Here is a 12,377-nt window from a genome sequence, read left to right as displayed (position 1 = left end):
ATGGAACAATTAAAACAAGAACTAAAAGAACTTATTATCGAAGAGTGTGAAAAGGATATTTCCCCTGAGGAAATCCTTGATGATCAACCGCTGTTACGCAACCCAGAACTTGATCTCGATTCACTGGATGTACTGCAGATCTGTATGGCGATAAAAACCAACTACGGCGTAAGAATTGAAGGCTCAAATACAGCAAGAAAGCTATTGCAAGACATCAATACACTTGCCGGGTATGTGGCAGAAAACCGAAAGTAATGTCAGTTTATCTTCATAACGCTGCACTGAAATGCAGCCTTGGCGACACAATTCAAGCGTGTACCGATAATTATTTAAGCTATCAAAACACTCCTAGTGATGTGGTGGTGGCCGACTTAAATATGCCGGTAACCATGCCCTATTTCACTTTTGCATCGTCAACCGACGAACTGCCTCACGAAAGAATGTATCACGTGATGGATGAGCAGGTTCGTGATGCTATTGAGCTATTGAATCTGTCGAAAACTGAACGACAAAGAACTGGCTTGTTTCTCGGCTCGTCTTCATTTTCAGCCAACCATTCAGAATACTCCTACGCGCAAGAACTGCATCAACAAGCGACAGACCCTTTAATTTTGCCCAACATTGGCTACGGTAAAATTACTGAAGATTTACGTAATAAATACGACTTGAGTTTTCATTCTTATACTTATGCCACAGCTTGCACATCCAGTGCGAATGCCATGCTCTACGCCAAACGTTTTATTGATCACGGCATTTTGGATCATGCGATTGTGTTGGGCTATGAATTTTATAATAACACCACTGCACTCGGCTTTTACGGCCTGGAACTTATCTCTCCGTCGAAAAGCTTGCGCTCTTTTGACGCCAGAAGAGACGGCCTTATTCTCGGTGAAGGCTGTGCAACACTGTGCCTGTCGAAACAGAAAAAACACAGCGCAATAAAGATTAAGGGCGGCGCCATCAATACCGATTCTCATAGTTTGACAGCGGCTAATCCAGACGGATCTTCAATTGCCAACGTATTTGAAAAAGCGTTGCATTCTATATCCGCTCAACAGGAAGAGGTAGTTGCCGTTAAAACCCACGGTACCGCTTCAATTATGAACGATGAAGCCGAGGCCGCGGGATTATTAAAATATTTTACCCGTACTCTACCAAAACTGTTTGCGATTAAACCCTACATCGGGCACACCTTGGGGGCTTGTGGCGTGCTGGAAAGCATTCTTACAACAGAAAGCTTGTCACGCGGAATTATTCCGGCAACCCCAGGCCTGGCCTGCGCCACCCACGCAGACAAAAAACTGGGGGTCACCCTCGCCCAAGAAAATTCAAATGCAACGCCGGGATTGTACCTACTTAATTATTTTGCCTTCGGTGGTAACAATACTGTGCTCGTTCTGGAAAAAGAGTATTAAATGTTTGTTCTCGCAAAAAGCACATTGTTACACGAAATAGCCGATGAATCGCCAAACATCGTACAGATTCTGGCTTCACTTACCGACATGAAATTTCGACGTATCGATCGCTATACGCTGCTGTGCCTTGCGGGTGCATTAAAGTGTGCACAAACCGTCACCAATATGCCTCGAAATACCAGCATGGTATTAACCACTGGCTCAGGCACAGTTTCAACATCCATTAAAACCATGGATTCCATTGTTGTTAAAAAGAATCCCCCAAAGCCTTTTCATTTTGTTAACTCATTAGGTAATTCTGCTTGTTATTTACTGGCAAAGGCATTCAATCTTGATGGTTCATCCATTGCGTTATCACAGGAACGTTTTTCATTTGAAGCGGCAATCACTCAGGTTTATTTGAATTTCATTTCAGATGATGGGGAAACATCATTAATTGGTGGGGTAGACGAAGCCCCAACGCCGATAACGGATCAACTAAAGCGCTTAAGTATTCAAGGTGATTACACATCCTGTTACGAAGGCAGCCACTGGTTATATTTAACCAAAAACAAACCTGAAAAGCCCTGCTGCCAGATTCACCAACCCGAATACTGCCAAGGCAAACATGAAGTCATTCAATATCTTGAAAGGAATAACATACGCCAGGTATTCTTGAACTACTGTCCGTCCATAGAGTTACACGAGCAATATTCCAACTCTTCCATTCAGATGACCTATCCGAAAGAGGAGTGTTGCCCACACGGCAGTTATTCTGGCCACAATTACATTTTGGCGATCGATTTTCTGGAGTCACATCCAGACACAAACAAAGTAGCGGTTATAGCTAAAGATATGCGCAGCACAGACACACAAAGTGCAAACTTTTGCGTAACCATGCTTTCACGAAGCGAATAAACGATTATTTATTCTTAGACCAGCTTTTTAGTTGCCGCCATACATCCTTTTCCTTTTCGGCAACGACAAGTACTTTGTCAGCTAATCCGTTCAAGTCCATCACACCTTTCGCTTTGGTCTGCTGAACCGCACTCACGGCGAAATCTCGCCATGCATCACCAGTATCCGTCATGGAATCGGAAATTTCTTTCAGTTGCGAATCACCCATTATGCGAGAAGACTCTTCAAGGAATGAAGCATAGATAAAACGAAAACCCGCACCGCCCGTGCCAATCTCTTCCTGCATCCGGACAATATGCCCAAGATACAATTTCTGATCGCGAAGTTCTCGTTTTTTCGATAGGTTTCTTACTTGTTTACTCAAGTGTCGAATACCTCGAATACCGATAATTGGTAGAGGTGCACCTAGCATAACCTTGTAATTTTTCTTTATCGCTGCGGGAATATGTTGCTCGTAATCAATAGTTTCAGGCATCGATTCCAGTGTGTACATCAAGCCCTTGGGAGCAAGTGCACCTTTAGCAAAACGCGCTTTGGTTAAATCTTTTTCCGTTACTTCCACAACATCTTCAAAAACCGGGTCGCTAATCAAGTAGCTGCCGCCCTTTTTCCCATAAACCAACATATTGTGCGCATTAAAATGAAATCGCATTTCTTCGGGGAAATAAGGTAGCCAATATACAGAAGTCTGTAATCCAACAAGCTTTCCGGATTCCACTTCTCGCTCCAAGGCTTCGGCGCCCTGTAACGGATCTTTGAAATTCTGAAAGTTGATTTTTAGTTTTAATCGTTTTGCCAAGCCTTTAATAATGAACTTAGGTGGCAACCGGTAGGATATTAAAGGCTGACCGGCCAGCTTAATGAAGGGAATGTAAGCAAACGCAACGGCATTCGACAAACCCAAAGCCATTGCCTCACTCATCGGCAACCCATTATGCGTCAGCAAAGCCGACATAACCCCGGTTTCACAGTGGGCAGACTGATTGTGTTCAAAATGCATAGTTATTCCGAAATTGTTTTTAATTCTTCAACGGAGATGCCGAACAGATCCGAATATTTTATTAGTTTTTTTTCTGATAATTTTGCAAAGACTTTGGGGTTAAAATGACGTTTTAATTGCCACTGAAACACACCCACAGCTTGGGACAAAAACGGGACGTCCATTCTTTTATCATACATATGGAAGACTAAAGGAGAAAGCTTACCGTCTTTATAACCGTTTTTGGCTTCCAAAGCTAAGCGTTGATACTCTTCCACCGCATCAAGCGTCGCAGCTTCTTCTATTTCCCATCCAGAGGATTTTATCGTCGAATAATTACCGGTCTCGTCTTTAGCATAAAGTAGCTTATGCTGTCCATCATAATGTTTAAGTTTATCCTGAGGCACTTCATTTGTTTTCATTGCGCACCCTCAATTATAACTAGACGACAGTTAACTGAATAAAGGCAGTGGAAAATCTCCCGCTTTCAGGAACATAACAAAGAATCTTCTCACCTTTATTTAGTTTCCCGCTATTGAATAACTCTTCCAAGATAATATAAATCGACGCAGACCCTGTATTACCTTTGTCAAATAGGTTTGTAAACCATTTCTCTTTTTCAATCGAAAAGTCAATGGACTCCAAGGACTGAGCTACTTTATCTTCGAAATAGCCAGAGGAAAAATGTGGCAGAAAATAATCGTAGTCGGAGGTGTTCAAACCTCGTTTATGAATCGATTGTTTTAGCGGCTCTTCCAAAGTATATTTCAAAACAAATTCATTCAACTGCTTTACGTCCTGAGTCACGGTCATACAGTCAGCACGCTCTTTAGATTGAGCATCAAAATTCCGCCATCCGGTTAAGCTTCCGTCAGCATTTTTTGTTGCGCCAGCATACATGCAGGCAGACATTTCGTTTGCAAAGGAGTAAACATCAATCCAATCAATTTTTAATGAGCTTTTTTCATTCTGATTGGGCGTATCGGAAAGCATCATTGCACCGGCACCATCCGATAACATCCAGCGCAAGAAATCTTTTTCAAAAGCAATTTCCGGCTTTGATTCTAACAACTCAACTTTTTCTTCATTTTCGACATCAAAGTGTTTTGCCGTCATCAACGATGAGGGCGCATCTGCAGCACTGGATACAGCAACGGTGGAATCACCGGCCGCGATACTCAGGTAAGCATATTTCAACGCTGTAGCACCGCACACACAGACACCCGAGGTTGAAATCACTTCACAACTGGGGTTACCCAACTCACCGTGAACCATTACACCGTGGTTAGGCATTGTTTGATCCGCCATTGTGGTAGAGCACACCATACACTCAATATCACTAAGCTGAAAACTGTCGCCTTCTAGTTTTCGAATCGCCTCAGCAGCCAATTCGGCAACTGTGTAATTCGGCCGTAGTGTTTCCCTATCAATGGCATAGTATCGTTTTTTGATTTTGTTACTACGCAAAATAAGTTTTCTGGCTCGTGAAGGTCGCGGACCTACTTGCCCCAAAATACGTTCCATATCCCCATTTTCAACAGGTTCATTTGGAAGGAACGACGTAATTTTATTTATATAGACCGATTTCGACATCTTTAAATTACTTCAAGATTACAACTTATCAACAGATTCACCCGAAGGTGCCGCATAATATAATTTTAATTTTTCATTACTGGCCTTCATAAAAGGCGCAAGCAAACGTTTTACCACGTAATTTATTGGTACTACCGTACAAATCAGCGTAATCAAAAAAGCTGCATATGCAAAAACCAAAACTTTGCGTAAAAAGACTTCTTGCCCACCACACTTGAGGAATAACTTCCCCCAAATTTTAAAGCTGCGAGTCGCGATTTTCTCACTGGCAATTTGATTAACATTAATCTTTACCGCACCCAGCCCCCGAAACACTTTATCATCAAGGGGGCGCTTCTCAGACACGTAGCTAAGCAGCGCGTCACCGAAGCGTGACGAGTTTCCGATTTCTTCTTCGGACACCCCCGCTTTAGGGATACCGAATGCAAACGGCCCTTTTTTCCCTGTCCACATCCACAGTGGCGTGGAGAGAAAACTGTACCCGGCTCCTCCTTCATCGGTGAGCGCAATATTGCCCACCAACTCCGCATTCATACGCTGAAGATGAGCCTTGACTCGTTCCTGAGCCTGTAGCCACATGTTACGACAGGCAATCACCGTCACCACGGGCTTATCCCGCATCAGTCGTTCAGCGGCATCAGAATGAAGAAATTCCGTAATTGGGTTGGACGGAGCTAAAAACCAGACTTGGTAGCCAAGTACGATCAGGTCGTAATCCTGGAAGATTTCATCAGGAATGGGTTTGATATCACAGCCCTTTTCATAGACAGCCTCTGGAAAGCTGTTCAGAAATCGAACAAAAGGCCAGGGAAAAGGGTATGCCTTCACAGGCTGGATATTGAGGAAAGAAACATCACAGAGATCGCTTTGCACAAGCGGCGAAACAACAGCCTTGGCAACATCATCTAATTGACCAGTCTGGGAGTAATGGACCACTAGAACTCGAAACGGGGATTCCTTGTCAGGTAACACTGTGCCTAATAACCTTTTTTACTCTTATTGAAAACGCCGTAAGGCAACCAAAACGAACTTAACCCAGTATACTTGTCAAAGCTTCCATGAAAGCAGCGAACCGGAAACCTGCGCTTTGCGCAACAAACTCACCACTCTCCCCCAAAGGGCAACAGAGTTTAGCATGACGATCAATCGATGTAATCTCCTGCATAAGTGTGGCTTCTATCAGGCTTTAGCCGTTTTAATGGTATGCCTCTTCTCACTTTCCACCCAGGCAGAAGCTGTAAGGCTAAGTTTAACGATTGATGGCAATTATTTCCCGAATCATACTCTCTATTTAGCCTTGTATCGTATTGAAACCGAGCACCCCATGAGCTGGCAAGATGAGCCCAGTCTGCAGAAAAAGCTGATCATGAAGGAACAGGAAAAGGGTGAATACTTTTTAGAGGATATTCCCCCAGGCCGCTATGCCATTAAGGGATATATCGATTTAAACCAGAATCAGGTACTGGATAAAACAGTGAAGGACCGACCGAAAGAACCTTTTGGGGTAAGCCTGGGAGAAAACAAAACCAAGCCATCGCTAAATATTCAGCAATCCATCTTCGAAGTATCCACCGAGAAAAACTCCGCAGTATTCGTTCTTCGTACACCCAAGGCAGCTTACAAACTGGCCAATACTGCTCGCCCGGACGCTATTTGAGTCCCCTGTGACTCGATACTAAAGATCACCAGATTCTCCGTTTTAGCCTGTAAGCTCACTGAGGCTAGCTCTTCAGGCCGCAAGATGTTGAGGAACTTCACTTTTTTCAGTGATGAGATGGTTTTTCCAGGAAATGCATTGATGATGGCATCTTCCACTTTGGTTAGCAAAAAAGCACCCGGAACAATTGGCATACCGGGAAAATGCCCCGAGGTACACGGATGAGCCTCACCTATTGTAAACTCTACGGAAATTGCCGAATCGCTCTCAGTCATAGTGGGCCTCACCCTGTAAACTTAGTTCGTAAATTATGTCAAAAAGCCAAATCGCTCATCAAGATATCCCCGCGTTACTGCCTCACAAAGGCGGTATGGTTCTCATTGATACCATTAAATCCTGGTCTGACGAACAAATTGTGTGCACAGCGAAGAGTCATAAATACCCGGATAACCCGCTTCGCTCATTGGATCGCTTATCTTCCATGGCCGGTATTGAATACGCCGCTCAGGCAATGGCAGCCCATGCACGACTTCGGATATCAGAACAAGATCAACAAGGCGAGCCCCAACACGGCTTTGTCGCTGTTGCCTCAAAGGTTAACTGCTTTGTTCCCAGGTTGGATAATCTAGCCGACGATTTAACCATTAAGGTAAATTTGCTGGATTCTACCGGGGATGGTTCACTCTATTTTTTTTCCATTCACAGTAGAGACGTAGAGGTCATTGAAGGTCAATTATTGGTTATGCTGGAAAAATAAAAGCTCATTCTCCGCTTAACAGTAACGAATTTTAAACCCCAAAACCGAGCAAAATGCCGCCGCAAGCCCTTCTGCATCAATGATGGCGGTTTGAATTTCTATCCGATTAGTGTCTTCACCCAGTTCTCGCTCTTCTGTAAGGTGGTACAGCACGTTCAGATTATTTTTTTCCGTAAAAATAGAACTATCTTTATATTTAACTAAGGCTTCAGTTGCACACCACAGGCGAGCAAACCGGTTTTTTTGTTGCTCCTCATCGTCAACACCACTTACATAGCGCCCAACCTCCGGGTTTAAAAAACCTTCGGCTCTTTTCCAGGGCTGCCCACGTCTCTGCAAAGGTTCGATATCAATACCAAGGTTGTGCTCACCAATCGCAACAGCAACATGAGTATCACAATGGGAAATGGAGAAATACGTATTGATGTCGGCTTTTAAGAATGGCTTGCCATTTTCACTGTACCGCAAGCCAAGATCCGCAATAGGTGAGCCGGTTCTCTGATGAAGTGCTTGTTTTAATATTTGGCGGGCATACATAAAGCGTATTTTGGCCGGGGTACTCTTAAACTTTTCTGCTCGACTTTTCTCCTGCTCGTCCAGATATTGCTCTGCTAGGCCAAAATCAAACTGTGAAGAATCAGGTATTTTCTTTAGGTAAAAATCTATTTCCATGAATCAATATCGGGATAATGGGGAGGTATGCGGTTATTTAACTGCACCCTTGCCAGACTCAATGACGCAGCAATTTCGACCTTTCTTCTTCGCGGTATAAAGTGCATTGTCAGCCCGCTCAAAGGCTTCTTCTACTGCATCTTCAGCCTCAAATTCGGTAATACCGAAAGAAATGGTTATCTGTACGGGGCTACTCTTGAATCGGAATGGTGTTTTGCCTACAGCAGCGCGAATTTTATCGAGAACCTTGTGCGCCTGACTAACGGTGGTTTCGGGCAATAAAATAACAAACTCTTCACCACCGTAACGAGCAATAAAATCAACCTTACGCAATCGCGTCTGAACGACTTTCGCAATAAGCTTTAGAACTTTATCGCCGGCCTGATGGCCAAAAGAGTCATTAATTTTTTTGAAGTGGTCGATATCACACACAGCCAAAGCTAACGGCCGGCAATAACGTTTGTAACGCTGATACTCGTGGAATGCTCTCTCGTTATATGCCTCCCGATTAGGAAGCCCTGTCAAAGTATCATGCGTTGCCTTATGTCTTTCCTCTTCCAATAGCTCTTTGGTTTTTTTCGATTCACTCTCAATAACATGAACTCTTTCGAGCAACGTTCTCAATTGATCAGTAAGTGACAGGCTCTCTTTACGGCTGGACTTGTAATCCCCCAACGCGGAATGAATAGCAGTCAGATGGTCAGTCACCGCCTGCTTTAGGCCTTCCAATGTGTCGGACGACGCAACCGTATCCTTCATCATTTCCATCTGCTCAGACACGCAATCGGACAGTCTGTTAGCCGCTTCGGTATTTTTCTCTTCAGCGGACACAGCCAAACCCAGAGCTTCGCTGATGCTGAGCAGTTCATCATTTACCCGTTTCAGATAGGAACTAAATTCCCGATCAACCTCCAAGTAGCGCTGCATTAGGATGTCACGGATATCTTCCAGTGTCACCGCCAGTACATACCAATCCATCCCTCTGGCAATTCTCGCTCGAACCATATCCACTCGATGCTTGATCACCTCATTTGGTTCAATTTTCTCAACCAGCTCTCGAAGCGTGTCAGCAATGCGTTCCGCAACCTGGGTGTAACTCTCCTCATCATCCTCTAACGTAATAGACTGTTTGTTATCAGCCATCGTCCGCGGTTTTGTTTCCTGCTGGATTTGCTGCTGATCCTTGTCAGGGCTCAATTCCAATTCGGATGTGTGTACATCAGGGGGGACAATTTCGCCCTCAATAATCGCTAGAGCAAGATCCTCACGCTTTTTCTTCCCATCAGCTTTATTGATAGTTCGCCCAGACTTTATTCTTTGCCAGAAACTCTGTTCAGGATTAGCCGCTGCATCAAAAGCCAGTTTTTGCAGATCACTAAACTCTTCAACAACGCCGGGATAAGCACGATAGTTAGCCAACTTAGTTTTTAGGGAACCACGGAAACTCTTTAACGTGGTTTTTAAATCTTCAGGGATTTTGAGCTCCAGAAGCTGATCCACTAACTTCGCAAGCCTTTCAGCTGCGCCAGCATGCTCTTGATCCCGTATCCGCTCAAACTGGACAACAGCCCTGTGCACATGCTCCATTTGCTCGATTACCTGGGCAGCTCCAGCACCACGCATTTTGTCTCGCAGATTAACGAGAGAAGCATCTATTTGTTTATCCAGCCCATGTGCCGCAGAACCAAGATCAAACAAGGTTTTCCGCATGTAATCCATTTGGGCATTGAACTGACGCTCCATGCGCTCCTGATCATCCAAAGCCTGGCGATACTTTTCTCGATACCCACCCGAATCGGTCATGTTTACTCTGTTAAGTCGTCTAAAGAAAAATGGATGTTGGCCTAATAAGCAAGTATAGCGGTGAATGAAGAGAGAAGTGACGTCGAAATCCGGAATTGAGACGAGCGTTTGGATATGAAGGTAGGCACCGGGGCTGCCTACCTCACACTATGAACTACTGACCAGCTTTTTTTGCAGCACGTTCTTTTTCGATTAAAAAGTTGGCAACTTTCAACATATCTTCTTGAGAGTTAAGTAAGCGTCCTGAAATACGGTACTTACCAGCAACTACCAACTCAGGCGTGCCAGAAATGCCAAATGAGCGTGCACGCGCATCCGCTTGCTGAACCTGGGCTTTTACGCCAAAAGAATTAAATGCTTTTTTGAAATCTTCTTCAGCAACACCGGCTTCTTTGAATAATTTGGCAATGGCTTCTTCATCAGCCAAAGATTGACGAGGAGAACCATTTAAAGCAGCAAACGCCTTGTCGTTGACTACTTCATCCACTCCTAAGGCTTTAGCAGCGAAATAGATTCGAGAATGTAGCGCCATCACATCACGCCAAATAGCCGGATTCTTAACCAACTCGACATCATCAGCCAAAGTTTTTTGCCAGGGTTTTACAAGCTGCTCAAACTTATAACAGTGGCCACAGCCATACCAGAATACTTCGGCAACTTCTATTTTGTCCCCAGTGATCGTGCGCACTGCAGGATTAATCTCATAGTAGTGCTTACCCGCTTCATATGTATTCTGAGCATCACCTTCGGCACAGGCCGCCAGGGAAAACAGTAGCGACAAAACAAACGCAGCAATACGCATAACTAACTCCTAATAGTTCTTTTTGCGGTTAGAGTAACAAATGTATAGTGAGTTTCATGAACTGAGGCTGAAATTCCCCGTTTTATTCACAATTAGGTCTTTCTCCAAAAAAAAAGGCAGCCTAAGCCGCCTTTTCTTTTGCACTTCCAACTCTAGTTCAGGCCGGAAATATAATTAGCTACAGCTTTAATCTCAGCGTCGCTCATATGCTCTGCAACAGCACGCATAACCATTGCTTCACCGTCGTTTGTTCGATCACCTGCACGGAAGCTTTTAAGTTGCTTCTCAATGTAATCAGCGTACTGACCACTCAAACGAGGGTAACCTGCTGGATCATTGCCTAAACCTCTTGGCGAGTGACAGCCACTGCATGCAGGAACCTTAGTCTCCTGGTTACCCGCGCGGTAAACCTTTTCACCAAGTTTCAATGCATCGACTTTGATACCTGAATTCACTTGAACCTGAAGTTCTTTTGCTCCAGAAAGCTGAGTGGTTTTAGAGGCAAAGAACGCAGCCAGATCTTTCAGCTCTTGCTCACTTTTGCCATCCAACTGACCCGCCATTTCTGGAATTGTGCGTGAACCAGCTTGGATATCTTTTAGTTGCTTAAGCAGGTATTTCTCACCCAAACCTGCGATTTTTGGAAACATAGGTAGCGAGCTATTTCCGTCAGCAGCATGACATGCTGCGCAAGCTGCGGATAACTTTTCCCCATTGGCAACGTCACCCTGAGCTAAAGAGAGCTGACTGAAACCAAAGAGCCCTATAAGTGTAAGTATAATTTTTGTAGAGCGTTTCATTAGTTCTTCCGTTATGTCGGCGTTTGCCTAATTCTTATTCTAAATAGTGGAAATTCAATGGACCTAATCGGTTAGAATAACCGGAATTTAGACCCTGTTTTAAAAATAGGCGCAAATTATATACGTTCATCCGCTATAACTCACCACCTAAAGTAGATAGTTTTTCAATGTCAGGTATTAACTTCCGAAACGCTCAATTTTTAATCAGCTCTCCATCGCTGGCCGATTGTCCCGAAGAAGGCGGAGCCGAAGTCGCTTTCGCCGGGCGATCCAATGCTGGTAAATCCAGTGCAATCAACACACTGACGCAAAACGGTAAGCTTGCACGAACGAGTAAAACACCGGGTAGGACTCAACTCATTAACTTTTTCACTTTTGATCAAAGTGGCCAACAACGGATTGTTGATTTACCGGGTTACGGCTATGCCAAGGTTCCACTGGAACAGAAAAAGAAGTGGCAAAAGCATTTATCCACTTATCTTTACGAACGTAAAAGCCTAAAAGGCCTTGTTCTATTAATGGATATCCGCCATCCCATGCAGGAATTCGACACCATGATGATCAACTGGGCGGCCGAGGCGGAGATGCCTGTCCATGTGCTGCTAACCAAATCAGACAAATTGAAGCGAGGAGCAGCCAAAAGTACGCTTTTGCAATTTCGAAAGTCGATTAGCGAAGCCAATATAAGCGACTTGGTCAGTGGTCAGTTATTCTCCTCTCTCAAGAAGGAGGGCATTCAGGAACTGGAAGAAGTGCTTAACCGCTGGCTCTCCCTTGACGCATCTACTGAAAATTAATTGCTGCTTTAAAGTAAAAAAGCCCGATGGCTTTTGGGGGATAACCATCGGGCTAGAAATGATGCTATTTCCCATAAGGAATTAAGCATCTAGGGCATAGTGTAGGACTAAAAATAAGGGCTGGAGTTCAAACATACGAGGCCTCTTTGCCAATTTACATAATTAAGCCATATTTACCAAATAACCGTGCAAAAATAGATATTTA

The 12,377-nt window shown here is 44.1% G+C and carries 15 protein-coding genes; 6 read left to right on the top strand and 9 right to left on the bottom strand.

From position 1 onward, the window contains the following. Genes P5V12_RS20025 through P5V12_RS20015 form a run of 3 tightly spaced genes read left to right on the top strand, consistent with a single transcriptional unit; the run spans position 1 to position 2,312 of the window. Entirely contained in the window at positions 1-255 is a 255-nt protein-coding gene (locus P5V12_RS20025; RefSeq protein WP_316954853.1) for a phosphopantetheine-binding protein, read from the top strand. Further along, the gene (locus tag P5V12_RS20020; protein WP_316954852.1) at positions 255-1,415 is read left to right on the top strand and encodes a beta-ketoacyl synthase N-terminal-like domain-containing protein; all 1,161 of its coding nucleotides are present in this window, start codon (positions 255-257) and stop codon (positions 1,413-1,415) included. The genes P5V12_RS20025 and P5V12_RS20020 overlap by 1 nt, the downstream gene beginning before the upstream one ends. Then, the gene (locus P5V12_RS20015) at positions 1,416-2,312 is read left to right on the top strand and encodes a hypothetical protein (protein ID WP_316954851.1); all 897 of its coding nucleotides are present in this window, start codon (positions 1,416-1,418) and stop codon (positions 2,310-2,312) included. A 4-nt stretch (positions 2,313-2,316) separates the two neighbouring features. Here P5V12_RS20015 and P5V12_RS20010 read toward each other — a convergent pair whose 3' ends face one another. From P5V12_RS20010 to P5V12_RS19995, 4 genes are read right to left on the bottom strand one after another with little or no spacing between them, the layout of a single operon-like run. Next, on the bottom strand, positions 2,317-3,312 hold the full coding sequence (locus P5V12_RS20010) for a BtrH N-terminal domain-containing protein (protein ID WP_316954850.1): 996 nt from the start codon (positions 3,310-3,312) through the stop codon (positions 2,317-2,319). A gap of 2 nt (positions 3,313-3,314) precedes the next feature. Beyond that, on the bottom strand, positions 3,315-3,713 hold the full coding sequence (locus P5V12_RS20005) for a hypothetical protein (protein ID WP_316954849.1): 399 nt from the start codon (positions 3,711-3,713) through the stop codon (positions 3,315-3,317). A 19-nt stretch (positions 3,714-3,732) separates the two neighbouring features. Then, entirely contained in the window at positions 3,733-4,884 is a 1,152-nt protein-coding gene (locus P5V12_RS20000) for a beta-ketoacyl-ACP synthase III (RefSeq protein WP_316954848.1), read from the bottom strand. A gap of 18 nt (positions 4,885-4,902) precedes the next feature. Next, entirely contained in the window at positions 4,903-5,820 is a 918-nt protein-coding gene (locus P5V12_RS19995; RefSeq protein WP_316954847.1) for a dialkylrecorsinol condensing enzyme, read from the bottom strand. A 199-nt stretch (positions 5,821-6,019) separates the two neighbouring features. On the opposite strand from P5V12_RS19995, the gene P5V12_RS19990 reads away from it, so the two are divergent. Next, complete coding sequence (locus tag P5V12_RS19990) at positions 6,020-6,541, top strand: DUF2141 domain-containing protein (protein WP_316954846.1); 522 nt, start codon at positions 6,020-6,022, stop codon at positions 6,539-6,541. Here P5V12_RS19990 and P5V12_RS19985 read toward each other — a convergent pair. After that, entirely contained in the window at positions 6,502-6,816 is a 315-nt protein-coding gene (locus P5V12_RS19985; protein ID WP_316954845.1) for a hypothetical protein, read from the bottom strand. The genes P5V12_RS19990 and P5V12_RS19985 overlap by 40 nt on opposite strands. A gap of 35 nt (positions 6,817-6,851) precedes the next feature. Between P5V12_RS19985 and P5V12_RS19980 the strand changes: the two genes are divergently transcribed. After that, entirely contained in the window at positions 6,852-7,298 is a 447-nt protein-coding gene (locus P5V12_RS19980) for a hypothetical protein (protein WP_316954844.1), read from the top strand. 15 nt (positions 7,299-7,313) lie between these two features. On the opposite strand, the gene P5V12_RS19975 is transcribed toward P5V12_RS19980, so the two are convergent. The 4 genes from P5V12_RS19975 to P5V12_RS19960 all read right to left on the bottom strand — a co-directional run bounded on the left by P5V12_RS19975 (position 7,314) and on the right by P5V12_RS19960 (position 11,375). Then, positions 7,314-7,970 (bottom strand): 4'-phosphopantetheinyl transferase family protein, encoded by a 657-nt coding sequence (locus P5V12_RS19975; protein ID WP_316954843.1) that lies wholly within the window; start codon positions 7,968-7,970, stop codon positions 7,314-7,316. Positions 7,971-8,003: 33 nt separating this feature from the next. Continuing rightward, a complete protein-coding gene (locus tag P5V12_RS19970; protein WP_316954842.1) occupies positions 8,004-9,773 on the bottom strand; it encodes a GGDEF domain-containing protein in 1,770 nt (589 codons plus the stop codon). Positions 9,774-9,927: 154 nt separating this feature from the next. Further along, positions 9,928-10,575 (bottom strand): thiol:disulfide interchange protein DsbA/DsbL, encoded by a 648-nt coding sequence (locus P5V12_RS19965; RefSeq protein WP_316954841.1) that lies wholly within the window; start codon positions 10,573-10,575, stop codon positions 9,928-9,930. A gap of 152 nt (positions 10,576-10,727) precedes the next feature. Next, the gene (locus P5V12_RS19960; protein WP_316954840.1) at positions 10,728-11,375 is read right to left on the bottom strand and encodes a c-type cytochrome; all 648 of its coding nucleotides are present in this window, start codon (positions 11,373-11,375) and stop codon (positions 10,728-10,730) included. Positions 11,376-11,542: 167 nt separating this feature from the next. Between P5V12_RS19960 and yihA the strand changes: the two genes are divergently transcribed. Beyond that, positions 11,543-12,172 (top strand): ribosome biogenesis GTP-binding protein YihA/YsxC, encoded by a 630-nt coding sequence (gene yihA / locus P5V12_RS19955; protein ID WP_316954839.1) that lies wholly within the window; start codon positions 11,543-11,545, stop codon positions 12,170-12,172. Positions 12,173-12,377: the final 205 nt, after the last annotated feature.

This window comes from Teredinibacter sp. KSP-S5-2 (assembly GCF_032773895.1).
GTDB lineage: Bacteria > Pseudomonadota > Gammaproteobacteria > Pseudomonadales > Cellvibrionaceae.
The sequence above is the reverse complement of the archived record's forward strand: the minus strand, read 5'-3'. Positions and strand labels throughout refer to the sequence as shown.